Source organism: Synechococcus sp. A10-1-5-9, from assembly GCF_047716785.1.
GTDB lineage: Bacteria > Cyanobacteriota > Cyanobacteriia > PCC-6307 > Cyanobiaceae > Synechococcus_C.
This window is the reverse complement of record NZ_CP180406.1, coordinates 61,661-86,356: the sequence shown is the minus strand read 5'-3', so window position 1 is coordinate 86,356 and position 24,696 is coordinate 61,661. Positions and strand designations below refer to the sequence as shown.

The window sequence follows — 24,696 nt, the reverse complement described above, 5'->3', positions numbered from 1 at the left end:
TCAGGTTCCATAATTGCGCGGCGCCAGCCCATCACCGGCCGTCAAACCCCGCTCCCAACGCCGCAGACGCTGGAGAAGCAGACCAGCGAAAACGGCCAGCAGCGCGCCGCAGGCACTCAACCAGCCCATCTGCCCCAGACCGATCAACACCGCAGCCGTCCAGAGGACGACCCAGCACCACGGCTGCCCGATGCGAATCCACCGCAAGGCCTGGGAACAACTGCGGCAATGCACGGTATGGCTGTGATACCGATCCATCAGAGCGTCGACCTCCTGCCTGGGGGGAAGCGGCTGTCCGGCGAAGGGCTCTCCACCATGGTTGTTGATCCAGCGGTGCAACGCTGCTACGTACACATCCGCTTCAGTGGGCAGGAAAAACGCGCGTTCGGCGCCAGCGCTGCCGCCAGCAGACTCCAGCACCCGTTCCTGCCAGTGCAGAAACACCTGGTCGTCTTCCAGAACTTTGTGGTTGCCGATGTGTTGCAGCCAGCGGGGGCGCAGACCCACCACCACCTTCGGTAACGCCGACTTGAACTGAAACGGGAACCGGGCGAACAAACGGCACTGCCCGCGGCGAATCGGCACGGCATACACCACGGTGAGAATCCGCGCGAACCCCTTGGCATCGAGGTCGTGCCACATCAACTGCGGAGCTTTGAAATGGGTGAACTGGGAACCCAGCCGCCCCCGGCGGGGGCCCTCGTCCCAGACAGCTTCAAAGCCCGAGTCATCCTCCGACTGAATCACAGCCAGCACAGGAGCGGCGTTCTCCCGTTTTCCGACGGTTTTGTGATGGGTGAAGGGCACATGGCTCACATCCAGCACATTTTCGAGCAGGGTGAGAGCGTCCATGGGCAAGTCGCGAAACGTGTCCTGCACGATCCACCCATCGGCCCAGCCATCCCCCTCTTCCTGAAGCGAAGGCACCAGAGGCAGATCGTTGGACTCAGCCTTCTCCGGATCACCACTCCAAACGAACAGCAACCCCTGGGCCGAGCGCGTTGGCAGGCTGGCGCAGTTGGACCGTCGGCCACGGGCTCTACCCGCATCCCCCATCTGGGGGATGCGGGTGCAGTGCCCCTCCCCGTTGAAACTCCAGCCGTGATAAGGACACTCCAGATCGCCCGCGGAGTTGATGCGCCCCTCGCTCAGGGGCACCAGCCTGTGCGGACAGACATCATTGAAGGCGCGCCAGGTGCTGTTGACACCGTCCCACCACAGAACGAGGTCCCTCTCAAGCAATGTGAAGCGTTGCGGCTTGCCCGGATCGAGATCACGCAAATAAGCCACCGGCCACCACTGCTCGGTCCAGCTGGCATGCATGGATTTGCCACAAGTGCAGTCATGATCGCCGTCTCGGAGGAGCGACCGCGACATCAAAACCATGATTGATCTCGGTGACTACGGCCATCCGCCCAGCACGCGGCGCCGGGACTACCCCCTGGTGCTGCTGCAGCTGATGCAACGCATGCGACTGGAATTGCTGCTGCTGCTCACAATCGCGGTGCTCATCAACAGTGACGTGGTTCCCCGCGGCTGAACAGCCAACGGCAATGTGGTGAGGATTCTCGGGATCGCAGCATCGATCTTCATCGGCTTCCGAAACACCCAGGCCATCCAGCGCTGGTGGGAGGCCAGACAACTCTGGGGAGCGATCCTCATTGTGAGCCGAAGCTGGGCTGACACCATCCGCGCTTACCTGAACAGCGACAGGATCAACCGGAACAAGGAACACAAACTTTTGCAGCTGCAGATAGCGCTGGTGTGGCAGCTGAACTTCGAGCTGCGTAATTTCTGGCATCGGGAGCTCAGAGAGCTGCAGGGACGACTTCTCGATGGCCTCAAGCTGCCCCGCAACAGCAGCCTGCGTCAGCTCTGTCTGCTGCGGGCCGAATGGATCAGAGCCCTCTATCACCAAGGGCACATTGATAGTTTCGGACGGTTGCAGCTGATGCAGGTGGCCAATGCCTGCACGGAGGCCATCGGAGGACTGGAACGGATCCGCAACACACCGCTGCCCGCGTCTTATGACGTGTTCGTACGCCTTCTCACCTGGCTGTTCGGATTGCTTCTGCTTCTGTACTTTCACGAACCCGGGTCCAGGCACCAGAACCCCATCAGTGGAGTGCTGATTGTGCTGCTGTTCCTCATGGCGGAACGCATCGGCGCTTACGTCGAGGGACCTTTCGACTCCGACGGAAGCAGCTTCTCCCTTCCCCTCGACAGCATCTGCCTCACGATCAGCCACGATCTTCTCGATCGTGACGTCGATCATGTGCAGCATCTGAACTCCAAGGATCCAGTGCGCTGGACCTGAGCCGCCCACCCGCTCATCATCAAGTCATGCCCGCGTTTGCTCTCTTCGCTCTCCCCCTGGTGCTCGCGTTGTTTCATCTGGTCGGCCCGGTGCCAGAGGATCTGGGCGTCAATGGAGGCCATCTCAGCGCCTGCCCTGGGCCAGCGCACTGCGCGCGGGTCGAATGGGCTGTGACGGATTCCAGCGCAGCACTGGAGAGCCTCACCACACTGATCGAATCAACACCCCAAGCGGAGGTGATCAGTCGGGAGGATGCCTACCTCCATGCCACCTTCAGCAGCCGCATCTTCGGCTTTGTTGATGATCTGGAGCTCAATGCATCCACACCCGAACGGATCGAAGCCCGATCTATTTCACGCCTGGGGGACTCGGATCTTGGGGTGAATGCTCAACGCCTTCAGACCCTGGCCCAAGCGCTACAGAATCAAGGCTTCAACCAACCTTGAAACCAACGCTCAGCGATGTTCCGCGCTGGGACGCCTCGATGTCGATCGCCCCGGTGCCGACAGAACCATGGTTTGCAGGCGACCTCGCAAGGCAACACATTCAGCGCACTGGCAGGGGTCATCGTCGTGGACGCTGGCGTGAAGCCGAACCGGCTGAAAATGCGATCGCATGGAAGGAAGCCTTTCCTCAGTTCTGACGCGCGATCCGGAACACAGCCAGCCTCAGCGGGCAATCTCGGGATTTTTTTTAGCTGATGAAACAAATCTGAGTGTTGCTTCAGCCACCGGACGCATCACTGCAGCGTTTCTGCCAGATCCAGCGCGCTCTGCAGAGCGCCTTCCGCCATCCCGAAGCCTGCGCCAGCAATCCAGTCGCCGCAGAAGCCCACCCGGGCCTGCGGACACCACTGCAGAGACCTGGGCAGCGCTTGATCCAGGGGCTGCGCCGCACCCCAGCGCATCACCCCGAGGCTTCGCGCCCCAGGGAGAGCTGCCTGCAAGGCAGGCCACGGCACAAGCAGCTGGGGCAAAACCGCCAGCAGTCGATTCTCGTGATGCACGAGCAGATCCGGTTGGGTGTCCGGCCTGATCGCAGCACCATCGTCGAGGCCATGCACCACCAAACCGAGGCGGCCACCACTCTGTTGATGCAGAACCAGCCGTTCGACACCGCAATGATCCCGAGCCTCCGCTGTGAGCCAGATCTGTCTGGGAAACGGATTGCTGGAGAACGGATCGCCAGTGACCGAAGGCAACTCCAGCATCAGGTTCCAGCGCACGCTGGCCGTCATCACGGCAATCAACTCAAGGGCTGCATCAAGTCCGGGATCAACCCCAACAGCCACAGCGCTGCGCAATGGAACATCGGGCCAGCCCAGCATCGCCAGCGAGCGCGGATGGGCCAGCAGTGTTCCACTCAACACCAGCGTGTGTGCCCGCCAGCCACCGGGCAGCAACCAGCGTCCGTCCTCCCAGCTGAGCTTGCTGATCCGCTCCCCGAAGCAGGTAAAGACAGCGTCACCAGCGTCTGCCAACAGCGTTTCGGCCACGGCGGCCATGGTGGGCTGGCCGCGCCAGCGCGGACCGCAAAGCAACGGATGAGCGGGAAGCTCACACAGCGCGCCATCCCCATCGAGACCGAACACGGGACCAGCATCCGGAGCCAGAACCCCGCGATCGCAGAGATCGCCAACCAGCGCGCCCAACCGTCCCTGGGGTGAACCGCTGAAGCTCAGGGTCGGTGCCCCATGATCCAGTCGCCAGAGGGCATCATCCCGCCGGCGTCGCGTTGCACAACGGCCTCCCGGCCCGCGTCCGGCCTCGAAGATCACCATCGAGTCAAACGTGTGGTTGCGGCGAAGAGCCGACACCAGAGCACAGCCCGAAAGGCCGGCGCCAATCACCGCCAGATCCACATCAGCCATGAGCACGCCGTTCTGTGCGGAGAGTCTGAATAAAAAAGACGGGTGCTGGCCCGTCTTGGATCTCCCGATTTGCGCCCCAGAGCAATGCCCTTTGACGGACTATTTATCGCGCGGTGCCCTTGGTTGTGCCGTAGGAATCGATACTCAACATCGCCTTCGATAGCGGTTGCACGGTTTGCCCAGCGTTACTTGTGACCTCAAGGATCCGACCGATCGATCCCGGCGTATCCAAGGCCTCAAGGCAGCAACGGGCCACCAGGCGCCGGGGGATGGACTGACTCTCCTGTTGATCTGGCCCTGTCCAGACAACGCCCTCGTTCTCGAGCGACTCCTCCCGTTCCGAAAGCCCGCCCGGGCGGATCACGGTCCAATCCAAGCCGCTGCGTTCAAGACTGCGTTCCCCCACGCGCTTCCACACCAAAATCAGCCCAAACAAGTTGAGTGGATGCCTCCAGCGTCCGCTACAGAGAGAGCTCACCAGCACCACACGGCGCAGCCCCACCCGTTGGCAACTCTCCAGCTGCCGCTGCACACCCCAAGCGTCGACACGCATCGGACCAGTGAGATCCACCGACGGACGCGCTCCGGTGGCGATCACAAGCGCATCCGCGCCACGGAGGGCCCGATCCAGGGAGGAGGAGTCCATCAAGCTCAAACGGTGCTGCTCACAACCCTCCAGCGACGCTGGGATCTGTGAATCGGCGCGCAATAGCAGCCGCGGTTGATCTCCAGCCGCCAGCGCCTCTTCGGCAATTCTGAATCCAGTCTTGCCAGACGCTCCACTGATGGCGATCGTGCGCGGGCTCATGGCAGGGTCTCCTTGATCACATCGGCCAGGATCGCCCGCAAGTCTGCCAAGGCTGCAGCAGCCTGTCCCTCCATGATCTTCAGCAACGCGGCAAGATCCGTTTGGGGATCCCAGTAGCCGATGGTGGTCATGCCCGGCTGACGATTGGCAACAGGCGAGCCCAAAGCAGCGGCATCATGAGCTGCAGGCAATGAACGAAGGCTAGGTGAGCTGGAAAGCAACCAAAGCATGGACAAGCCGCATCCCCCGAGAAGGGAGACGCCACTTCCGCCTCGTGCTCCAGGGGGGACGGGGATCGGAGCGCTGGGTTGAGCTGTGCTCAGTTCTCACCCCCGAGGTGCGGCTTCGCCTCAGCTGGAGAGAGCTCCGCGACCGATCGCTCTGGGACAGTGGCTGGCAGTCGATTCCCCCTGACGAATCAGAAGGAGACAACTGATGGAACGGGTTTGGTAGCGATCACCGCAAAGAAAGGATCGCCCTTTCCGCCCAACCATCCCATGGGACCAGGCTTGCGGGTTTCCTCAGCAACCAGTTCCGGCTTGGGCCAACCCTGGGCCATCAGCACCTCAGCGACGTAGCGGAGATGATCGCCGTCCGCTCCGTCGGTCCAGATCTGGGGAGCTTTGGTGAAAAACATGCGATTGCTGAAGGCCACGATCACCTGGCCGTTGGGGCGGGTGATTCGGAGAAGCTCCTCGGCGATGGCTTCCGGTTGCTGCAGATACTGCCAACCCGCCACAATCAAGGTGCAGTCCACACTGCTGTCGTCAAGGGGCAACGACTGCAACTCGTTGAGGTTCTGAACCCAATGACGATCGAGGCGGGGATTGGCCTGCAACTCCTGGGCGTTGAGGCCATGGCCGATGACCTGTTCGTAACGCTGGTCGTCAGGGAGGTGACTCACCCAGCTGCTCATCAGATCGAGAACAACAGCACAACCGGGGATGCGCTCGCTGTAGAGCTGGGTCAGTCGCCCTCTGAAGCCAGCATCCAGATGCTGAACGAACCGGGGTTCGCTGTAGAAGAGTGCGTCATCACTGCCATCCAGCTTGTAGCGCTCGTTGGCACTGAGAACCTGAACGACCACTGGCAGCCCTCGACATCGGCGCGGAACCTAAGGAAAGAAAAGGGAAAGCGCGTGTCCCTAAGGCCAATCGCTCCTTGGACTTGTTCAGGGGAGGGTCGTCAGAGCGCCAGGCTTTCGAGCAACTCAGCCTGGGCTTTCTTTCCGGTGATGGCATGGGCTGCCATCGCACCGCTGGCAGCCACCGGAGGGATACCGATTCCAGGAAACGTGCTGGCACCGCACTGCAGAAGCCCCTTCACCGGGGTCTGCACTCCAGGGAACAGGCCCTGAGCAGCGGAAAGGGCCGGGCCGTAGCTGCCGTTGTGCACCGACAAATAATGGCGGTGGGTCAGGGGTGTGCCCTCCATGACCACCTGGCACCGGCTACGGAGATCCGGAATGCGCTGCTCCAGCACATGCCAGAACACCTGACAGCGATCCGCACGCTGGCGTTCGTAGTCCGGCGTGGAGCGATCCAACCCGCTCCAGAGCTCCCAGGGTTCATTCGCTGGTGTGTAGGCATGCAGCACGTGCTGACCGGCAGGGGCCATGCCGGGGTCAAGCACCGACGGAATCGACACCACCACCGCGTTGCGCTCCGCGGTGATGCCACGCTCCCAGTCCCCGACCCAGACGGTGTGAATCGGCAGATCGTCCAGCCCAGAAGCATCAAACCCGAGATGAAGATGCAGGAATGAACCGCAAGCGGGCGTGTTCAAACGCTCCTGACGCCATCGCGACGTCCCATTCTCAGGCAGCAGCGCCGCCGTGCTCCAGGCGTCGGCATTGCTCACCACATGATCAGCATCCAGTTGCTCGCCGTTGGTGAGATCCACGCCGATCACCCGATCGCCATCAAGCCTGATCTGTTTCACCCGGGCACCCAGTCGCAACGTCCCCCCATGCTTCTGCAAGCCCCGCACAAGAGCGTTCACAACACCGGCACTTCCACCCTTGGGAAAGTCAAGACAGGCGTCGGGATCAAACCACTCCCCGAACAGGGTGGCCATGGCCGCAGCATTGGTGTCCGCCATCGGCATTCCGCTGATCAGGAAACAGAGCAGATCAACCCAATGGCGTAAGAAGGGGTCCGTCAGATGACGGTCCACAAGAGGTCCAAAGGCACCGGTGAGATGCCGAAGGGCCGGAAGGTGAGGCAACAAACGGCCACTGCGTCTGAAAAGGGGCCCGATTCCATCGACTCCTCCCGCTGGAAGCGCCAGAAGGGGAAGGGCATCAGCCGCCGCTGCGATCGGCTGCAGCATCCTGGCGAAACGTCGCCATTCATCTAAGGCCGCATCACCGCGAAGTTGTTGCACCACCTGCTCAAAGCCTTTGGCGCCAACACCGATCCGAAGGTGGCCTTCTGGGAAGAGAACATCCCAGTCCCGGTAAGGCATCACCTCGAGGGGTTCATCGAGAGCTCGAAGAATCTGAGCGAGAGGATTGCTGCTGGGCCACCGGCCCAGTCCGCTCCAAAGCGATGGACCGGATTCGAAGTGATAACCCTGGCGCTGAAAGCCGTGGGCAGCTCCGCCTGCGGCCCCATGGGCCTCCAGGACGAGCACCTCATGGCCAGCGCGAGCACAGAGAGCTGCACAGCACAGACCGCCGATGCCGCTCCCAATCACGATCACCTCAGTTTTGGAGGTCATTGAGGGAATCGGAGAAGCGGTGAAGGATTCATAGCCGGTCACAGCTCCGTTCCGTTACGGACATGCCGGAAGACACCCCAATCCCTAGGGTTTTGATACGAACAAGAGTTATTCAGTGGGCGAAACCGAGACGCAGTCCCAACGCGAACCGGCGAGCGGCCTCCTTGGATGGATCCGCAGGACGCCCCCGCTGGTGCTGCCCATGGTGGTGCTCAGTGCCGGACTGGTGGTGGCCGGTGCTGTGGCCGTGAAAGGGGTACGCACAGCCGCGGACACCATCACCGTGACGGGAGCCAGCACGGAACGCATCCGCAGTGACTTCGCCGACTGGACCGTGGTTGTACTAGGCAGCGGAACAAGCCAACAGGCCGCTTATCAAGACCTGCAGCCTGATCTTCAGCGAACATTGGCGTTTCTGCGTACGCAGGGCGTCCCCGATGGCTCGGTTCAGCTCGCGGTGCTCGAATCGTCGAGCAATGACATCCGCAACCGCGTGAACGGAGCCTTGATCAAAACCGAGTGGTCGGCCCGGCAGCCGATCCGAATCAGCACGCCCGATGTCAGCCTCATCAGCAAGGTGTCCCGATCCATCGGTTCACTGGTGGGTGATGGCGTTTCGCTCACGATTCAGCCGCCCGCCTACACCTACACCAAACTCGCCGACAAGCGGGTCGACATGCTCGCCAAAGCCACAGCGGACGCGCGCAAACGCGCCGTGGCCATTGCACGTCAGGCAGGGTCAGGGATCGGAGCGATCACCAAAGCCGATACGGGCACGTTTCAGATCACGGTTCCGAATTCAACCGACATGGGCCGCTACGGCGCCTACGACACCCGCACAATCGACAAAGACATCACCGCCGTGATGGGTGTCACGTTCCGCGTGCAGTGATCGCGCTTCCGCTGGTCCTCCTCGGCATCGCCTGGCTCCAGGAGCTGATCGATCAACTGGTGTTCGCCGGTCGCTGGAACCTGGCCATGGGCCCGGGGACACCCTGGTGGTCGCTTGTCACGGCCCCCTTCAGCCATGGAGGCTTTGGGCATCTGCTCGCCAACAGCCTGGTGTTTCTTCCCCTCAGTTACCTGGTGCTGGCGCGCAACACCAGGGCCTATGTCGCCGTTTGGATCGCGGTCATCCTGATGGAGATCCCGGTGTGGCTCTTCTGGCCCGTCGGCGCCCATGGCCTCTCGGGCGTGGTGTATGGCCTCCTCGGCTACCTGCTGTTGATCGGCTTTCTCGAACGGCGGCCTTTCGCCATCCTGTTGAGCCTGATCACGCTGGTGCTGTTCGGCAGTGCCTTGCCCGGACTTCTTCCCTGGGCTTCTCCCGCAGGCGTGAGCTGGATCGGCCATGCCACGGGATTCATTGCCGGACTGATCACAGCGAAAGTCGTTCAGAAAGAGCCTCAGGCGTCAGGGTCATCCTGACGACCACTGCTTAGGAAACGTCCCGACGTCTTAACCGCCAAAACAGCAGCGGCCGCTCCATAGCCGATGAAGGTGGCAACTTGACCAAAACTGCCGATCTCATAGAGGTCGGCATTGAGCAGAAGCCAGTCAACAAGTGACGAAGCGGTGCCCCAGATCACCACCCACACCGACACGTAAATCACTCCACGGGTTGTGCTGTTCAAGGAGGTGAAGGCCGCATCGAGATTGACCGTAGATCAGATCCAAATCAGCAGCTTGAGCACAATTCCATGGCTACAACCCTTTCAGGAATGACCATGGCCATGAGCGAACAGGATCAGCAACAACCCGTTGTGATCAAACAGGGAGGCAACGGCTTCGGATTGGTGGTAGCCGCGCTGATCATCGGTGGATCCATTGTGTACGCCATCAACATCTGGTCAAACACCAAGCAGCAGATGATCAAGGCACCCGCCGAAGCAATCCAGAAGGGTGTTGAGTCTGTGAAGAAAGCGATTCAACCCGGGTCCTGATTCAGCTTCAGCCTCCCTCCATCGACTGCTGATGGCTGTGCTGTCGGTAGAGATCACTGGGGTCATCCTCTTTTGCATCTTTAGGCTTCGCCCGCCTCTCCGCCGCTTCCTCTTCTTTCTGCACCACCCGTTCATAGGCGTTCAGCGTGTCGGATTCGGGTCTGGACTCCTGGGAGCTCATCAACTGTGCCGTCAGCAGTAGTTGATGCTCGCATCCGGAAGAAAGCGCTGCAACGATGGCGTTTTCGTTTCAGCGTCATGAAGAAGCGCGAGCGGGCAGCCGTGGTTCTGGAGCGATTGAACGCGCACTATCCCGAGCCACCGATCCCCCTCGACCACAGCGATCCCTTCACCCTGTTGATTGCGGTCCTGCTCAGTGCCCAGTGCACCGACAAGAAGGTCAATGAGGTGACACCGGCATTGTTTGCCGCTGGCCCCACCCCGGAGGCGATGGCCGCCCTGGAGGAAGCAGAGATCCTCTCCCACATCCGCCAGCTTGGCCTGGCCAAAACCAAGTCGAGAAATGTTCACAAGCTGGCCCACATCCTTGTGAATGTGCATGCAGGCCAGGTTCCAGCCAGCTTCGAGGAGCTGGAAGCCCTGCCGGGCGTGGGCCACAAAACCGCCAGCGTGGTGATGGCTCAGGCGTTCGGAGTGCCGGCATTCCCGGTCGACACCCACATCCATCGCCTGGCCCAGCGCTGGGGACTGAGCAGTGGTGACTCAGTGGCGCAGACGGAAAAGGATCTCAAAAGTCTGTTTCCCAAGGACGCCTGGAACAGACTCCATTTGCAGATCATTTTTTATGGACGGGACCACTGCACAGCCCGCGGCTGCGATGGCACCGTGTGCCCGCTCTGCCGCGAGCTCTATCCCAGGCGCAGACAGCCAGTGGAGTGGAAAAAGCCCTGATCGGAGCCATTCGTCAAACAACTGTTAGGATTTGTTGCAATACGAGCGAAAGCAAGTCATGACACGTAATTCTGCGCAAGACAGCTGGTTTCAAGGTTCCGCAGCCCGGGCCATTCATGAGGAGCAGCTGGAACGGGTCGAGCGCTTCAACGGACGAGCCGCCATGCTCGGCTTTGTGATCGGCGTGATCACCGAAGGGCTGACTGGACAAGGAATCCTGCATCAGATCGGCCTAGGCCCACTGGTTGACGGCTACGCCGCCTGCAGCGCCCAGTATTTGCCCTTCTGCTTCTGATCGACACCACCTTCCACCCTCAGCTCTAGGGTTGAGGGCGGTGAGCATCCACGTCGTGACTGTGCAGAGTTTGCCGAAGAGTCTCTGCACAAAATGGCTGATCGCAACATCGTGGAACTTGTGATTCTGGAAAACGGCTTCCTTGCTGCTTGTATTAAGAAAAGCAATCCAAGGACTGCTCAAATACAGGCAGGCAAGCAGCGTTACCAGCATGTGAAAGCAAAGCGTGAAGCTGAGCCAATATGAAGTCAGTCAAATCAAATCTGTCTAGTTCAGTTGATTGCATTCAGCAGAGTTTGTGGGTGGCAACACTTCAAAAGCGCTTAGAAAACTAGGCGCTTTTTTAATAGAATCCAAAATGCTTACGCACGCTTACCATTCCAGTAATAATTAGCCTCGTCACCGCAATAGCCCCATATCCCCTTAAAGCTATTATCTTTAAACATAAAGGCCAGTCTTCCCCAATAATAAGTTCCGTTCTTTTCAAAATTGCACTTCTTATCTGAAACAGGTTGAAACCAGAAACCTGTCAATGTCGCCGCAGAACGCCTGCTAATGTATGAAGTGACTACCTTTCCCCTTATTTCGTTAGTGCGAACAGGGTGAAAATAAATTCCCCGAATAGTTTTGCTATCAGGAGCTCGCATCAAAGACAGCAATCCCTCATCAGTCTCCCAATTGGTCAAATATTTCTGAGGAAAGATGTCATCTGACACTATCGTATCTACTGAACCCTTAGTGTCCGCTTTCTTCTTCGCTACGTCCGTATCATCCGTTGTGATATCCGCAGAACTCTCGCCGCTGCCGGCTGTATCAGCAGTAGGTCGGTCAGACAGCCAAAAGCCGATGGCAATCAATAACAATACCAATGGTGCTATGAGCTGCCGCATAGCAAAAGGTTCCTAAAGACTACAAAGAAAATGTAGCAAGCATTGAGAAGATATCCCACACAATTAAATATTTATAGCCAATGTATTCACATAGGCAAGTGATCATCTATATGGGCGTGAGCCTATTCCGCATGAAAGAAAAAATTTCCTCATTAAAGGAGTTGCCAAATGCTCAACACTGTAAATTCAGTGCGGCCTGTTGCCGTGCTTGAAGCACCAGCATTTTTCAAAGGAAACACATGCCAAGTAGCAGTCGCAGCAACAGTAACTCTTACAGAGAAAGATGTACCGCTGATGGCTGCAATCCTCAGCCCACTCGAAAGTAATCAGCAGCGAACGATTACTGAAGTGTTCCGTGGATATCAGGACCTCTCAGCAGAAGAGCTAAGGCTTAAAGCACAGCAACGCATTCGCCAAAGAGCAGAAGCACGCAGCGGTATTCCAGACCTTGACGTTGACGAGTTCGTTCACAAAATAGGAGGCATCACGGGTAAGCACAAATTCACCCGAGAAGAGATGGACGAAATCCGTCAGCGAGTTGACCTGCTTTATCAGAACTACGTCACAGATAAACAAGAAGCACAAGAGAAAGAACAAGCCCTGTTCTTCGAAGCCGCACGTACTGCACGAGATATCACTGGCGAACCAGCATCAGATAAGTTCAAGCCGATGCCCAAAGAAGAATGGGCCGACGAGCACGGCTTACGCAGAAACCTGAAGCAACGCAAACCAGGACTCCCCAAGAAAAAGAAGAAAGCAATCTGGGATATGGCCCCAGGAGAGAAAGGATTAGCAACAGAACCAGGTCAGCACGAGCACTTCGACATCGAGAAAGCAGAGAAGGAATACACAGAACTCAAGATGCAAGAACACATTGAAGAAGCCAAAACCGAGGCTCAGTTTGTTAAAGGCAAGCGGTTCTGCAGCAGTGAACAGCAGGCTCATAACCGCACCGCACCCAAAGACTTCTGGATTAAGAACAGCTCTAAACAAACAGATAGCTAAAAGAATTAAATGCTCTGCAGAATTTCTCAAAACAAATTCCTAGAGCTAGGAAGCCACCGGATTGCACGGCGGCGTACGTTAATCGTATGTATTACATACGCATCAAACGAATAACTTATGGCTGTTTACTTATTAAGAACAATTCCCAACAGCCAATCAAAAGTTACACACCCTTGATAATCCAGGCAAATCGACTGGCAGAACCACAGCTAAGGCGACGGCACGCATCCGTAACGCATCCGCGACGCCACCGCACTTAACTCGAGACTCATCAGCGCACAATCGTTTTGCACATAAGAAATGAACTGAAGCCTGGCTGACGGCCCACTACTGCCCCGGCAGATAGCCCGTTCCCCTTCGGGACACGGCTCAGCTGCCGCTGCCCAATGCAGACCAGCCGTGCCCGTCTCCGTATCGGCCCATAAGTAGGTGATTTACCCCTGGCAAGCGTGTATCGCTATGAACCACACTGAGGTGAGCGCAGCCAGAAGTCCGGACGGCACTGCGCCTATTGGGGAGGCCCTGGGAATGCCCTCCCCTTTTTGATCTCAGCGTTGGCGTTTAAAGGTGTAGCAGCCCCCGTGGTAGCCGGTGAAGGGCTGGGCATAAGTCACCAGCTCCCACTCCTGGGAACCAAGCTCATTCATCAGCTCTACCAGACTCACCTGTTGCGGTTGGTTCCTGGAGATCAGTTGCTTGTCGTCCAACCAAAGCTCTTCAATTTCACCTGTCCAGCTTTTACCGCGTGGAACAAAACGGAGCTGCGTGTATTCCCAGGCCATCAACGCTTTTGCAGACGGTGAATATTAAATTTAGATCTAGCGTCAGCACCTCGTAATTAAACCTCAGCTGCAGAAGTGGAGCCCATCGCCCAAGGCGTGGCGTGGGACCAGGCCTTGCACTTACGGATGAGCTGCATTCCAGGCGGCAGAAGCCGCTGCTTCAGATGACAAGACCCCAGCACCTGGCATTGAGCCAGGGATACGTACCTAAAGCTGCTGCAACTCGAGCAACTCTGCGCCCCGTTGAAGCTCTCCAGATCACGGTCATCCACGAATGGCCACTCCTTCACGCTTCCTTCACTGATAGTACTGTTGTATCATCACGCTAAGCCCTGAGTGCCGGCGCTGCAACCACCCATTGCCCTCATCACCCCCTGTTGATCGATCAAAATCAGATAACAAAGCAAGAAGTAACAACGCGAGTAACTAAAAGCAAACTCCAGCAAATCCTTGCAGGCACAGACGCTCAAGAACGACTGCGCTGCAATCGATTCCAATTCTTCCCATCTATGTCTTAGACGCGAGAATGCATTAGGGTTGAGGGCTGTCAGATCAGAGGCATGCCTCGCAAGCGCCGCAAGCTCAGCAAGGAGATGGAGGCTGATATCAAAGCCGCCCAGAAAAAGGTTGAATTCATCTCCGCGATGATTCGGGATATCCGAGAAGAAGACATCCAGAACGAGTACGCGGAAGCGTTTTCTCGCGTGCACATGGCCAGCACCCATCTAGCCCAGCTCTATGAAACCGAAGGTTTCACAGAAGAAAGTGAGGGAACGCTTGCCCTCTACAAAGGGTTGCTGGCCCAATTCGAGGGGGAGTACGAACTCTGAGCGACAAAAAAGAGCGTTCAAAGTCATGCTGCCGCGTCCAGAACCCGGTACAACCGAGTTGATTGCATTGAACGGCTGCCATGACCGAGCGCGGTGACACGCGAACGCGTACGAACGATCCCCGCTGGTTCGAACTGCTCATGGCCAGTCGCTGGCCTCTAGCTGTGGTGCTGGCGGCCTGGGCCGTGGCCATCGCTGCCGTGCAGATTCTGAGAAAACCGATCCCCATCGGTCTGCCCCTCAGTCAGCCTCTGCCGGTGAAGCTCGTCGGTGGAGTGAGCGTGGAGCAGTTCAAAACCCCAGTGCGCGTCAAGAGCGAAGGGGCACTGTCTGTGGAGGCAGCCAAGGTTCTTCCAGTGAGTGGAAGCGTCAAAATTCCAGATGGAGTCGCTTTAAGCCGGTCGATCCAGGTGGACACCAGCACGCCGCTGGAGGTCAACAGTGATGTGAACGTGGCCTCCCCCATTGTCGTCTCTGAGGTCTCCAACCCAGTTTCAATTCGGGCGGTTGATGGGGAAACGCTTCAGGTGAGCACTCCCGATGGGGAGACGCTCAACATCACCGGCGGAGTCAAGGTGAACTCCGTGGGCGGCAAGATCAATGTCCGCCTTCGGGATGCAGCCCAGTCCATCCTGCCCGTCCCTTAACTCTGTGGCTTTGAGCGACCTGCCAGACCTGTCCGCGTTGAACCTGGCCGTGATCGGCCATCAGGAATGGGTCACCTTTCTGGAGGTGGACTGCCTCCCCCAGCCCGGCCGAATCAGCCGGGCCTGCCGATCCCTCGAGGAACCGGCGGGCGCCGGTGCGGTGGTGGCTGTTCAGCTAGCACGTCTCACCGGAAGACGAGTGCTGTTTTTCACCGCACTCGGCAGCGATGCGATCGGACATCGCAGTGAACAACGGCTCAGGCAGCTGGGGGTGGAGCCAGTCATCGCCTGGCGTGACACTCCGAGCCGACATGGCATCAGCTTGATGGATCCAGGCGGCGACCGTGCCATCACCGTGATCGGAGATCGACTCACCCCCTGCGCGCAGGATGCCCTCGGCTGGGAACGACTCGCGGACTGCGATGGCGTGTTCGTATCAGCGACCGATGCCGCTGGCCTGCGCCTTGCCCGCACCGCCAAGGTGCTGACAGCAACGCCAAGACTGCGTCTGCCTGTGCTTCAGGAAGCATCGGTTCCACTCGATGCCTTGATCGGCAGTGGCCTTGATCCCGACGAACAGCTTCCCGAGGGAACCCTTGATCCCGCCCCCATGCTGCGAATCACCACGGAAGGTGCCGATGGAGGCCTCCTGATGCCTGGAGGTCGCTACGCGCCGGAGCCCCTCCCTGGGCCCAGGGTCGAGTCCTACGGCTGCGGTGACAGCTTCGCCGCAGGGGTCACCGCTGGACTCGCCGCTGGCTGGGAGGTCGGCGATGCCGTCCGTCTCGGCGCCCGCTGCGGTGCTGCCTGCGCCACGCGCTTCGGCCCCTATGGCTAAAACTGTCGGTCCGCAACACAACGCTGTTCGAGGTTGCCTTCGGCCCATGTGATGCAAGAAGACACCATCTGGATTCGCCGGCTGCAGATGACCGGAAGCGAGGGAGGTCCACTCCAGGGCCACACCTTCGCAGCCAAAGATCTGTTCGATCTCAAAGGAGAACGGCGAGGCTGCGGCAACCCCCATTGGCGAGAACGACAATCCACAAGCCTCAGCAACGCAAACGCGGTTCAACAACTGCTTGATGCGGGCGCAATCTGCACAGGCAGCACCACCATGGATGAGTTTGCCTTCGGTCTCAGCGGGGAGAGTCCCTGGACCGGGAGCCCCCCCAACAGTGCCAACCCTGGGTGCATCACCGGTGGCTCAAGCAGCGGCAGCGCTGCCGCTGTGGCCAGGGGTGACGTGGACTTGGCACTGGGCACCGACACCGGTGGATCGATTCGCGTGCCTGCCAGCTGGTGCGGTCTGCTGGGTTGGCGACCAAGCCATGGTGCGGTGTCCGTTCAAGGACTGCAGCCGCTAGCACCAAGCCTCGATACAACGGGTCTGTTCAGCCGTGACCCGCAGGTGTTACTAGCGGCAGCCAAGGTGCTGCTTTCTTCGAACAAACAGCGCCAATCCGCTGAGGCTCCTGCGCCAACAAGGCTGTACTGGATCCCTGAACTTTGGACGGATCTCGAACAACCCGTCCGCTTGGCCTTGATCAAAAGCTCTGAACAACTCAGCCAAACAATCCACTGCGAGATCAAAGCGCTCCCCCTCGCGACCTTCGGTCTGAAGAATCCGCAGCAGCTCCAGAATCTGTTTCAGACGATCCAATGGGATGAGATAGCGGCCACATTCGCAGCACTGCCAAACGATCTGCCCTTGGGACCGGTGTTGGAACGCAACCTCGCGATGGTGCGGAACCGGTCCAAGGGTGCACAGGAGCAGGTGATTCAACACCGTCAGCACGTCCGCGACACTCTGGCCACGCTGCTGGGTGATCATGGGCTGCTCGCACAGCCGATCACACCGTGCACAGCCCCAGCGATCGGCAGCTTTTCCCTGGATCGTGGTGCGGGCTCGCTGGTGGGACAACTCATCCTGCTCAATGCCTTGGCTGGCCTAAGCGGGGCTCCTGAACTCAGCATTCCCACTGGGGGAGTGGACAACAAGCCGCTTGGTCTTGGGCTGATCGCCTCTCCAGGACACGACCGACTGCTGCTTCAGACCCTGGAGATGTGCGCTAGATCGCTGGCGGCCATCTGAGCTGATGGATAAGGTCCAAAAGTGGATGTAGACGCTTTCGATGTCAGATCTGAAATGCCCATTCAGTGGTCACACGGGAGCCGTTACACCTGCGGGGAGAACAGATAACAGCGATTGGTGGCCCAATCAGATCGACCTCGGGATCCTGCATCAACATCACCCGGCCTCCAATCCGCTGGGCGACGATTTCGATTACCCCTCAGCATTTACCGCACTTGATTACACCGCCCTGAAGGCTGATCTTCAGGCCCTGATGACCGATTCCCAGGACTGGTGGCCCGCCGACTGGGGTCATTACGGAGCACTGTTCATCCGTCTGGCTTGGCACAGCGCAGGCACCTATCGCACGGGCGATGGTCGCGGCGGAGCAGGCCACGGCAACCAGCGCTTTGCCCCCCTCAACAGCTGGCCTGACAACACCAACCTCGACAAGGCCCGGCGGCTGCTGTGGCCAGTCAAACGCAAGTACGGCAATGCCATCTCCTGGGCTGACTTGATCATCCTGTCGGGCAATGTGGCCCTGGAATCCATGGGCTTCCGCACCTTCGGCTTCGCCGGCGGCCGTGTGGATATCTGGCAACCGGAAGAGGATGTGTTCTGGGGGACGGAAACCGGTTGGCTCAGCGATGAGCGGCACAACGAAAAGGGAGAGCTCGAGCAACCCCTTGCAGCCGTTCAGATGGGGCTCATCTATGTGAATCCTGAGGGTCCTGGTGGCGAACCCGATCCTGTGGCGTCAGGTCGCGACGTGCGTGAAACCTTTGCCCGCATGGGCATGACCGTGGAGGAAACGGTGGCCCTGGTGGCTGGTGGTCACACGTTCGGCAAGTGCCACGGTGCAGCTCCAGACAGCAACCTGGGCGCCGAGCCGGAAGGTGCTGCTCTCCATGAGCAGGGCCTTGGATGGCGAAACAGCTACGAAACGGGCAAAGGACAACACACCATCAGCAGTGGCATCGAAGGCGCTTGGAAACCGAACCCCACCCGCTGGGATCAGGGCTATTTCCAGATGATGTTCACCTATGACTGGGAACTCACCAAGAGCCCAGCCGGCGCTTGGCAATGGACGGCCAAGGATGTGAAGCCCGAGCACATGGTTCCCGATGCCCATGTGGCCGGGAAGTCGTCAGCACCGATCATGACCACCGCTGATCTATCGCTCAGGCACGACGCGATCATGGAGCCGGTGGCCCGGCGCTTCTATCAGGACCAGGAGGCCTTCGCCGATGCGTTTGCCCGGGCCTGGTTCAAACTCACCCATCGCGATCTCGGGCCCCGTGCTCTTTACCTCGGCCAGGAGGTTCCCGAGGAGGTGCAGATCTGGCAAGACCCGATTCCTGACGTCAACCATGCGCTGATCGATGACGCTGACATCAGCAACCTCAAGCAGCAGATCCTGGCCAGTGGCCAAAGCATGTCCGCCCTCGTGGCAACAGCCTGGGCCTCAGCATCCACATTCCGCGGCTCCGATCGCCGCGGGGGTGCCAACGGAGGTCGCATCCGGCTCTTGCCCCAACGCACCTGGGAGGTGAACGACCCCGAGCAGCTGAATGGAGTTCTCGCGGCCCTGGAGACGATTCAGTCCGAGTTCAACAGCAGCCGCACCGATGGCAAGTCGGTATCCATTGCCGATCTGGTTGTACTGGGAGGGTGTGCCGCCGTGGAGAAGGCTGCCGCTGATGGCGGCCAATCGGTCATGGTGCCGTTCAGACCCGGTCGCAGCGATGCCGGCCCGGAGCAGACCGACACCGCCTCCTTCAATGTGCTCAAGCCCTTGGCGGACGGCTTCCGCAACTGGAAACGCAGCGGCCTTCCCCTGCGGGCCGAGGAGTTGCTCATTGATCAAGCCCAGCTGCTCACGCTCAGCGCCCCTGAAATGACCGTGCTGCTGGCGGGTCTTCGCGTGCTGGGCGCCAACACCGGCGGCAACCGGCAAGGCGTGTTCACAACAAATGTCGGCGTACTCAGCAATGACTTCTGCGTGAACCTGCTGGACATGACAACCCGCTGGACACCGACCAACGAAGCCCAGGATGCGTATGTCGGTCACGACAGTTCAAGCGGAGCCGAACGCTGGAGCGCCAGCCGCGCCGATTTGGTGTTCGGATCCAACAGCCAGCTTCGCGCGATTGTTGAGGTGTACGCCCAGAACGACGGCAGCAGCCGCTTTGTGGCCGACTTCGTCAAAGCCTGGGTGAAGGTGATGGAGCTGGACCGCTTCGATCTACACGGCTGAGGCCATCAGGCTGAGGGCCTTGTGGCGTGCATCCTGAATCCAGGCATCAACCTCGGAATCAGCCGCCGCTAAGCGGCGCTTATCTTTCACATCCCGATAGAGGTCTGCAACGGCCCACGCTTCCGTCTCGGGGATGCCGCTGCAACGCGGGATGAGGTGCAGATGGAGATGGCGCGCTCCCTCCCCGAAGGCAATGGCGTACACGCGTTCGCAACCGCTGGTTTGCTTTACCAGGAGCGAGGCACGTTGCACGATGAGGCCCCATTCCGCCGCTTCAACAGCACTGAAATCAAGAGGACCTCCGCAGTGGCGTCGGGCATCGAGCAGACACCAACCTGCGAGGGGACTGGGATGGGGATGGTGACGCAGCAACCAATGCTCACTTCTCCAGATCTCCATGGGTTCGAGCTGAGGTGAGTGCTGATGGAGCACACAGATCCCACAGGTTGGTTCTGAGGGGAGAGAAGCAGGGGGCATAAGCGGCATCACCTGAAAATTGAGCCTGACGAATCAGCCAAAAGCAAGGCAATAAGGAGCCCCCCTTTCGGTGGGGGCTTTCCGATTTAACTGAAGCTGAATCTCTTGAAGACTTCAGCCTCAGCCGATGGCGGGAGCTCACAGAGTCACAAGAGCGGTCTCAGCATCAGCCACGTCGATGCATTCATGATTCACTGGCACGAGGATCAATCCAAACTGCCATCAGCACGATCGCGGAGGCGATGGTGGTGTCAAGCATGCGGTTCCAGAGCGTATCGATCACAGGATCTCCCACTAGGGCAAAGGCGGCGATGATCCAGATGGTCACACCGACCACCGCTGCGGCGTAGTGCACCCAGACGTAGGCGATCAGGATCCCCGCTCCTAACAGTGAAAGCGGTAACCAATGCGCTCCTTGTGGACCGATCCACCGCACCACCAGTGCAATGAAACCCAGCCCTAAAAAAGTGCCGAACAAACGATGCAGAACACGCTGACAGGTGTTGTTCAACTGAGCCCTGCTCATCCAAGCCACCGACATAGGCAACCAGTACTGATGAGGCAAGCCTGTCGATTCCGAAATAGCTGTAGCCACCATCAGAGTGATGGCCAGCCGAATGCCATGCCGTACGTGCATGTCTGACGGGCGAAAGGTCCTCAGATGTCTCCAGATTGGTGTAATGCAGAGGCGCTCATGCTTCACCTGTCGGAAGGCATGAACCACTGAGCAAACGAGGGTTTGGATCACCCCCCCCAGAAGAATCAGCCCCATGTCTTGCAGGGCCGGAACAGTGGGCCCGGGGTAGCCCACGTAAATCGTGAACACCACCAACGTGAGCAGACTGGTAACAGCCGTTCGCTTGTCATGGCTTGCTGCAGAGGCGCAGATCAAGCCCATGGCTCCACAGGCGATAACAGCCAGTGGCGTGTTTTCGCCAATAGCGGCGCCGAATCCAGCGGCGACCGTGAGCCAGCTGGTGGTCCAGGCCATGGTCCGCCAGGGATGCTCGCGCCCCTGACCGGTTTCTGCAATAGCCGTGAACACCGACCCAAGGGTGAGTGGCAGCAACGCCCTGGGAGCGTTCAAGGTCAGGGCGATCCAGCCGAGCAGCGTAGTGATGCCGGCTCCGCGCATCACATCAGACCAGGCTGCATGCGCAGGACGGGAAAAATCCAGAAGTGAGGACAAGTTCCAGGGACCGTGACCGCTTGTAGATGGATCCATCGTTGCGACACGGTCTTGTTGGCATCGTGGCGATGCGTCCGTGGCTTCACAACAAAAAGCCCCCACCGTGAGGTGAGGGCTTTCCGATTCAACTGACGCTGAATCTTTGGGTAAGAGACTTCAGCCTCAGCCGATGGCAGGTGCTTGCAGAGCCACAGGAGTGGACTCAGCAGCAGCCAGGTCGAGGGGGAAGTTGTGAGCATTGCGCTCGTGCATCACTTCCATGCCGAGGTTGGCGCGGTTCAGCACATCAGCCCAGGTGTTCAGGACGCGGCCCTGACCATCAAGGATGGACTGGTTGAAGTTGAAACCGTTCAGGTTGAACGCCATGGTGCTGACGCCCAGGGCAGTGAACCAGATGCCGACCACAGGCCAGGCAGCCAGGAAGAAGTGAAGGCTGCGGCTGTTGTTGAAGGAGGCATATTGGAAGATCAGGCGACCGAAGTAACCGTGGGCAGCCACGATGTTGTAGGTCTCTTCCTCTTGGCCGAACTTGTAGCCGTAGTTCTGGGACTCGCTCTCGGTGGTTTCACGCACCAGGGAGGAGGTCACCAGTGAACCGTGCATGGCGGAGAACAGGGAGCCACCGAACACACCTGCGACGCCCATCATGTGGAAGGGGTGCATCAGGATGTTGTGCTCTGCCTGGAACACCAGCATGAAGTTGAAGGTGCCGGAGATGCCGAGGGGCATGCCGTCAGAGAAGGAACCCTGACCGAAGGGGTACACCAGGAACACGGCGGAGGCAGCAGCCACAGGTGCGCTGTAAGCAACGCAGATCCAGGGGCGCATGCCGAGGCGGTAGGAAAGTTCCCACTCGCGACCCATGTAGCAGAAGATGCCGATCAGGAAGTGGAAGACAACCAGCTGGTAAGGACCGCCGTTGTACAGCCACTCGTCGAGAGAAGCAGCTTCCCAGATGGGATAGAAGTGCAGGCCGATGGCGTTCGAGGAAGGAACAACAGCACCAGAGATGATGTTGTTTCCGTAGATCAGGGAGCCGGCGACGGGCTCACGGATGCCGTCGATGTCGACGGGGGGCGCTGCGATGAAGGCAACGATGAAACAGGTGGTGGCAGCCAGCAGGGTGGGGATCATCAGCACACCGAACCAGCCCACATACAGGCGGTTGTTGGTGGAGGTGACCCACTCGCAGAAGGACTGCCAGCCATTGGCGCCGGAGCGCTGCTGAATGGTGGTGGTCATGAGTACGGGGGAGAAAGCGTCAGGGAAAACCCGTCAGCGGTAAAAAAAGTCGGTTAACCGACCTTCACAATGTAAAGGGACTTTGCTCTTCCACAACCAAAGACACTGGCTGCGCCAACGAGGATCGGTGATGGCTTTGATAAGTCCAGCTGATCCTTGATTCAGAAGGCTGCACGCGATGCGACCTGTGCGGATCCCCGCAAGGGCAGCGTTCAAGAGCGCATGAGCTCTCTATAAGCCGGAAAGGATCTGCTTTCCATCGCTCAATGGCCATCCGCATCGGCATCAATGGATTTGGCCGCATTGGCCGGCTCGCCTTTCGTCAGGCCATGACCTGCCCGGATGTGGAGGTAGTGGGAATCAATGATCTGATCGAGGTCGACTACCTGGCCTACCTGCTGCGTTACGACTCCACCCATCGTCAGTTTCAAGGCGACATCCGCGTGGAGGACGGAGCGCTTGTTGTGAACGACCAACCGATCCGGATCACCGCTGAAAGAGATCCCAGTCAGCTTCGCTGGGGCGAGATCGGCGCGGATTACGTGCTCGAGAGCACGGGCTTTTTTCTCACTGCCCCGTTGGCCCAGGCTCACCTGGATGCCGGCGCCCGTCGCGTGGTGATGAGTGCTCCATCCAAGGACGACACCCCGATGTTCGTGATGGGTGTGAATCACACCAGCTACGCCGGGCAGGCGATTGTCTCGAACGCCAGCTGCACAACCAACTGCCTGGCCCCTCTGGCAAAGGTGGTGCACGACAACTTCGGGATTGTCAGCGGTCTGATGACCACAGTGCACGCCACAACGGCAACGCAGAAACCAGTGGACAGTCCCTCCCTGAAGGACTGGCGTGGAGGACGGGGAGCGGGGCAAAGCATTATTCCCAGCTCCACGGGAGCGGCAAAAGCCGTAGGCCGCGTCATTCCTGAACTGAACGGCAAGCTCACCGGCATGGCCTTCCGGGTCCCCACTCCTGATGTCTCCGTGGTCGATCTCACAGTGAATCTGGACCGTCCAACCAGCTACGAGAATCTGAAGCAGACGATCAAACAGGCCTCACAGAATGGTCTTTCGGGCATCCTTGGCTACACGGAAGATCCGATCGTCTCCAATGATCTGCTGGGAGAAAGCTGCACGTCGGTGTTCGACGCGGGAGCGGGGATGGCTCTCAATGACCGCTTCATGAAACTGGTGGCTTGGTACGACAACGAATGGGCCTACAGCTGCAAGTGCATCGATTTAATGAGGCACATGGCAACACATCAGTCCTGAACGTTTGAACCCAAAACAAAAGCCCCCACCGTGAGGTGAGGGCTTTCCGATTCAACTGACGCTGAATCTTTGGGTTAAGAGACTTCAGCCTCAGCCGATGGCAGGTGCTTGCAGAGCCACAGGAGTGGACTCAACAGCAGCCAGGTCGAGGGGGAAGTTGTGAGCGTTGCGCTCGTGCATCACTTCCATGCCGAGGTTGGCGCGGTTCAGCACATCAGCCCAGGTGTTGAGAACCCGGCCCTGACCATCCAGAACAGACTGGTTGAAGTTGAAACCGTTCAGGTTGAACGCCATGGTGCTGACGCCCATGGAGGTGAACCAGATGCCGACCACAGGCCAGGCAGCCAGGAAGAAGTGAAGGCTGCGGCTGTTGTTGAAGGAGGCGTATTGGAAGATCAGGCGACCGAAGTAACCGTGGGCAGCCACGATGTTGTAGGTCTCTTCCTCTTGGCCGAACTTGTAGCCGTAATTCTGGGACTCGCTCTCGGTGGTTTCACGCACCAGGGAGGAGGTCACCAGTGAACCGTGCATGGCGGAGAACAGGGAACCACCGAACACACCAGCCACACCAAGCATGTGGAAGGGGTGCATCAGGATGTTGTGCTCTGCCTGGAACACCAGCATGAAGTTGAAGGTGCCGGAGATGCCGAGGGGCATGCCGTCAGAGAAGGAACCCTGACCGAAGGGGTACACCAGGAACACGGCGAAGGCAGCAGACAGCGGAGCGCTGTAAGCAACGCAGATCCAGGGGCGCATGCCGAGGCGGTAGGAGAGTTCCCACTGGCGACCCATGTAGGCGGAAATACCGATCAGGAAGTGGAAGACCACCAGCTGATAAGGACCGCCGTTGTACAGCCACTCATCAAGAGAAGCCGCTTCCCAGATGGGATAGAAGTGCAGGCCGATGGCGTTCGAGGAAGGAACAACAGCACCGGAGATGATGTTGTTTCCGTAGATCAGGGAGCCGGCGACGGGCTCACGGATGCCGTCGATGTCAACAGCTGGCGCTGCGATGAAGGCAACGATGAAGCAGGTGGTGGCTGCGAGCAGACAGGGAATCATCAGTACACCGAACCAGCCCACATAGATGCGGTTATTGGTGTCGGTGACCCACTGACAGAAGCTTTCCCAGCTGCCGCGGCGACCGCTGCGAATTGCAGTAGCCATGA

General features: G+C 59.0%; 32 protein-coding genes. 18 read left to right on the top strand and 14 right to left on the bottom strand.

Annotation, left to right across the window (positions count from 1 at the left end; all coding sequences use genetic code 11):
- Entirely contained in the window at positions 1-1,323 is a 1,323-nt protein-coding gene (locus tag ACLM45_RS00520; protein ID WP_006040916.1) for a Rieske 2Fe-2S domain-containing protein, read from the bottom strand.
- Between the two features lie 61 nt (positions 1,324-1,384).
- Between ACLM45_RS00520 and ACLM45_RS00515 the strand changes: the two genes are divergently transcribed.
- Genes ACLM45_RS00515 through ACLM45_RS00500 form a run of 4 tightly spaced genes read left to right on the top strand, consistent with a single transcriptional unit; the run spans position 1,385 to position 2,960 of the window.
- Positions 1,385-1,540 carry a hypothetical protein gene (locus ACLM45_RS00515; protein ID WP_415410016.1) on the top strand — a complete coding sequence of 52 codons (156 nt, stop codon included), beginning with the start codon at positions 1,385-1,387 and terminating at the stop codon, positions 1,538-1,540.
- A 15-nt stretch (positions 1,541-1,555) separates the two neighbouring features.
- On the top strand, positions 1,556-2,317 hold the full coding sequence (locus ACLM45_RS00510) for a bestrophin family ion channel (RefSeq protein WP_415410015.1): 762 nt from the start codon (positions 1,556-1,558) through the stop codon (positions 2,315-2,317).
- Between the two features lie 26 nt (positions 2,318-2,343).
- Positions 2,344-2,763, top strand: a complete 420-nt coding sequence (locus ACLM45_RS00505) for a DUF1499 domain-containing protein (RefSeq protein WP_415410014.1) — start codon at positions 2,344-2,346, stop codon at positions 2,761-2,763.
- Positions 2,760-2,960, top strand: a complete 201-nt coding sequence (locus tag ACLM45_RS00500; protein ID WP_415410013.1) for a hypothetical protein — start codon at positions 2,760-2,762, stop codon at positions 2,958-2,960. Before ACLM45_RS00505 ends, ACLM45_RS00500 begins: the two co-directional genes overlap by 4 nt.
- A gap of 96 nt (positions 2,961-3,056) precedes the next feature.
- Here the strand turns inward: ACLM45_RS00500 and ACLM45_RS00495 are convergent, their stop codons facing one another.
- From ACLM45_RS00495 to ACLM45_RS00485, 3 genes are all read right to left on the bottom strand, one after another.
- Positions 3,057-4,187: an NAD(P)-binding protein gene (locus tag ACLM45_RS00495; protein ID WP_415410012.1), complete on the bottom strand. Its 1,131-nt coding sequence runs from the start codon at positions 4,185-4,187 to the stop codon at positions 3,057-3,059.
- 103 nt (positions 4,188-4,290) lie between these two features.
- On the bottom strand, positions 4,291-4,995 hold the full coding sequence (locus ACLM45_RS00490) for an SDR family oxidoreductase (RefSeq protein WP_415410011.1): 705 nt from the start codon (positions 4,993-4,995) through the stop codon (positions 4,291-4,293).
- A complete protein-coding gene (locus ACLM45_RS00485) occupies positions 4,992-5,159 on the bottom strand; it encodes a hypothetical protein (protein ID WP_415410009.1) in 168 nt (55 codons plus the stop codon). Before ACLM45_RS00485 ends, ACLM45_RS00490 begins: the two co-directional genes overlap by 4 nt.
- 41 nt (positions 5,160-5,200) lie before the next feature.
- Here ACLM45_RS00485 and ACLM45_RS00480 point away from each other — a divergent pair, with 41 nt between their 5' ends.
- Positions 5,201-5,431, top strand: a complete 231-nt coding sequence (locus ACLM45_RS00480) for a TIGR02450 family Trp-rich protein (RefSeq protein WP_415410008.1) — start codon at positions 5,201-5,203, stop codon at positions 5,429-5,431.
- On the opposite strand, the gene ACLM45_RS00475 is transcribed toward ACLM45_RS00480, so the two are convergent.
- Both ACLM45_RS00475 and ACLM45_RS00470 read right to left on the bottom strand, forming a co-directional pair.
- Positions 5,414-6,082 carry a class I SAM-dependent methyltransferase gene (locus tag ACLM45_RS00475; RefSeq protein WP_415410006.1) on the bottom strand — a complete coding sequence of 223 codons (669 nt, stop codon included), beginning with the start codon at positions 6,080-6,082 and terminating at the stop codon, positions 5,414-5,416. The two genes, ACLM45_RS00480 and ACLM45_RS00475, sit on opposite strands and share 18 nt — an antisense overlap.
- Positions 6,083-6,180: 98 nt before the next feature.
- Positions 6,181-7,716 carry a phytoene desaturase family protein gene (locus ACLM45_RS00470; protein ID WP_415410005.1) on the bottom strand — a complete coding sequence of 512 codons (1,536 nt, stop codon included), beginning with the start codon at positions 7,714-7,716 and terminating at the stop codon, positions 6,181-6,183.
- Between the two features lie 115 nt (positions 7,717-7,831).
- Here ACLM45_RS00470 and ACLM45_RS00465 point away from each other — a divergent pair, with 115 nt between their 5' ends.
- Together ACLM45_RS00465 and ACLM45_RS00460 are read left to right on the top strand one after the other, a co-directional pair.
- Positions 7,832-8,608: an SIMPL domain-containing protein gene (locus tag ACLM45_RS00465; RefSeq protein WP_415410004.1), complete on the top strand. Its 777-nt coding sequence runs from the start codon at positions 7,832-7,834 to the stop codon at positions 8,606-8,608.
- Complete coding sequence (locus ACLM45_RS00460; protein WP_006040905.1) at positions 8,605-9,144, top strand: rhomboid family intramembrane serine protease; 540 nt, start codon at positions 8,605-8,607, stop codon at positions 9,142-9,144. The genes ACLM45_RS00465 and ACLM45_RS00460 overlap by 4 nt, the downstream gene beginning before the upstream one ends.
- Here the strand turns inward: ACLM45_RS00460 and ACLM45_RS00455 are convergent.
- On the bottom strand, positions 9,123-9,350 hold the full coding sequence (locus ACLM45_RS00455; RefSeq protein ID WP_415410003.1) for a hypothetical protein: 228 nt from the start codon (positions 9,348-9,350) through the stop codon (positions 9,123-9,125). The two genes, ACLM45_RS00460 and ACLM45_RS00455, sit on opposite strands and share 22 nt — an antisense overlap.
- A gap of 66 nt (positions 9,351-9,416) precedes the next feature.
- Between ACLM45_RS00455 and ACLM45_RS00450 the strand changes: the two genes are divergently transcribed.
- Positions 9,417-9,659 carry a hypothetical protein gene (locus ACLM45_RS00450; protein WP_415410002.1) on the top strand — a complete coding sequence of 81 codons (243 nt, stop codon included), beginning with the start codon at positions 9,417-9,419 and terminating at the stop codon, positions 9,657-9,659.
- A gap of 7 nt (positions 9,660-9,666) precedes the next feature.
- On the opposite strand, the gene ACLM45_RS00445 is transcribed toward ACLM45_RS00450, so the two are convergent.
- Entirely contained in the window at positions 9,667-9,840 is a 174-nt protein-coding gene (locus ACLM45_RS00445) for a hypothetical protein (protein ID WP_415410001.1), read from the bottom strand.
- Between the two features lie 77 nt (positions 9,841-9,917).
- On the opposite strand from ACLM45_RS00445, the gene nth reads away from it, so the two are divergent.
- The 3 genes from nth (at position 9,918) to ACLM45_RS00430 (ending at position 11,112) form a co-directional block, all read left to right on the top strand.
- Positions 9,918-10,571, top strand: a complete 654-nt coding sequence (gene nth, locus ACLM45_RS00440) for an endonuclease III (protein WP_415409999.1) — start codon at positions 9,918-9,920, stop codon at positions 10,569-10,571.
- Between the two features lie 58 nt (positions 10,572-10,629).
- Positions 10,630-10,866 carry a high light inducible protein gene (locus ACLM45_RS00435; RefSeq protein WP_038004786.1) on the top strand — a complete coding sequence of 79 codons (237 nt, stop codon included), beginning with the start codon at positions 10,630-10,632 and terminating at the stop codon, positions 10,864-10,866.
- Positions 10,867-10,959: 93 nt separating this feature from the next.
- Positions 10,960-11,112 carry a hypothetical protein gene (locus tag ACLM45_RS00430; protein ID WP_415409998.1) on the top strand — a complete coding sequence of 51 codons (153 nt, stop codon included), beginning with the start codon at positions 10,960-10,962 and terminating at the stop codon, positions 11,110-11,112.
- A 116-nt stretch (positions 11,113-11,228) separates the two neighbouring features.
- Here the strand turns inward: ACLM45_RS00430 and ACLM45_RS00425 are convergent, their stop codons facing one another.
- A complete protein-coding gene (locus ACLM45_RS00425) occupies positions 11,229-11,756 on the bottom strand; it encodes a hypothetical protein (RefSeq protein WP_415409996.1) in 528 nt (175 codons plus the stop codon).
- Positions 11,757-11,924: 168 nt separating this feature from the next.
- Between ACLM45_RS00425 and ACLM45_RS00420 the strand changes: the two genes are divergently transcribed.
- Positions 11,925-12,761, top strand: coding sequence for a hypothetical protein (locus ACLM45_RS00420; protein WP_415409995.1), 837 nt, complete (start codon positions 11,925-11,927; stop codon positions 12,759-12,761).
- Positions 12,762-13,309: 548 nt separating this feature from the next.
- Here ACLM45_RS00420 and ACLM45_RS00415 read toward each other — a convergent pair.
- Complete coding sequence (locus tag ACLM45_RS00415; RefSeq protein WP_415409994.1) at positions 13,310-13,543, bottom strand: hypothetical protein; 234 nt, start codon at positions 13,541-13,543, stop codon at positions 13,310-13,312.
- A 560-nt stretch (positions 13,544-14,103) separates the two neighbouring features.
- Here ACLM45_RS00415 and ACLM45_RS00410 point away from each other — a divergent pair.
- The 5 genes from ACLM45_RS00410 (at position 14,104) to katG (ending at position 19,348) form a co-directional block, all read left to right on the top strand.
- A complete protein-coding gene (locus tag ACLM45_RS00410) occupies positions 14,104-14,373 on the top strand; it encodes a hypothetical protein (protein ID WP_415409993.1) in 270 nt (89 codons plus the stop codon).
- An 80-nt stretch (positions 14,374-14,453) separates the two neighbouring features.
- Complete coding sequence (locus ACLM45_RS00405) at positions 14,454-15,020, top strand: hypothetical protein (RefSeq protein ID WP_415409992.1); 567 nt, start codon at positions 14,454-14,456, stop codon at positions 15,018-15,020.
- A complete protein-coding gene (locus tag ACLM45_RS00400) occupies positions 14,989-15,858 on the top strand; it encodes a PfkB family carbohydrate kinase (RefSeq protein ID WP_415409991.1) in 870 nt (289 codons plus the stop codon). The genes ACLM45_RS00405 and ACLM45_RS00400 overlap by 32 nt, the downstream gene beginning before the upstream one ends.
- A 51-nt stretch (positions 15,859-15,909) precedes the next feature.
- Entirely contained in the window at positions 15,910-17,112 is a 1,203-nt protein-coding gene (locus tag ACLM45_RS00395) for an amidase family protein (protein ID WP_415409990.1), read from the top strand.
- Positions 17,113-17,152: 40 nt separating this feature from the next.
- Positions 17,153-19,348: a catalase/peroxidase HPI gene (katG, locus tag ACLM45_RS00390; RefSeq protein WP_415409989.1), complete on the top strand. Its 2,196-nt coding sequence runs from the start codon at positions 17,153-17,155 to the stop codon at positions 19,346-19,348.
- Here katG and ACLM45_RS00385 read toward each other — a convergent pair.
- The 3 genes from ACLM45_RS00385 to psbA (ACLM45_RS00375) all read right to left on the bottom strand — a co-directional run bounded on the left by ACLM45_RS00385 (position 19,337) and on the right by psbA (ACLM45_RS00375) (position 22,256).
- Positions 19,337-19,747: an HIT family protein gene (locus ACLM45_RS00385; RefSeq protein WP_415409988.1), complete on the bottom strand. Its 411-nt coding sequence runs from the start codon at positions 19,745-19,747 to the stop codon at positions 19,337-19,339. The genes katG and ACLM45_RS00385 overlap by 12 nt on opposite strands.
- Before the next feature lie 262 nt (positions 19,748-20,009).
- Positions 20,010-21,050, bottom strand: coding sequence for an FUSC family protein (locus ACLM45_RS00380; RefSeq protein WP_415409986.1), 1,041 nt, complete (start codon positions 21,048-21,050; stop codon positions 20,010-20,012).
- A 126-nt stretch (positions 21,051-21,176) separates the two neighbouring features.
- The gene (gene psbA, locus ACLM45_RS00375; protein WP_006040880.1) at positions 21,177-22,256 is read right to left on the bottom strand and encodes a photosystem II q(b) protein; all 1,080 of its coding nucleotides are present in this window, start codon (positions 22,254-22,256) and stop codon (positions 21,177-21,179) included.
- A gap of 266 nt (positions 22,257-22,522) precedes the next feature.
- Between psbA (ACLM45_RS00375) and gap the strand changes: the two genes are divergently transcribed.
- Complete coding sequence (gene gap / locus ACLM45_RS00370) at positions 22,523-23,527, top strand: type I glyceraldehyde-3-phosphate dehydrogenase (RefSeq protein ID WP_006040878.1); 1,005 nt, start codon at positions 22,523-22,525, stop codon at positions 23,525-23,527.
- Between the two features lie 90 nt (positions 23,528-23,617).
- On the opposite strand, the gene psbA (ACLM45_RS00365) is transcribed toward gap, so the two are convergent.
- Entirely contained in the window at positions 23,618-24,694 is a 1,077-nt protein-coding gene (gene psbA, locus ACLM45_RS00365) for a photosystem II q(b) protein (RefSeq protein WP_415409984.1), read from the bottom strand.
- Between the last annotated feature and the right edge of the window lie 2 nt (positions 24,695-24,696).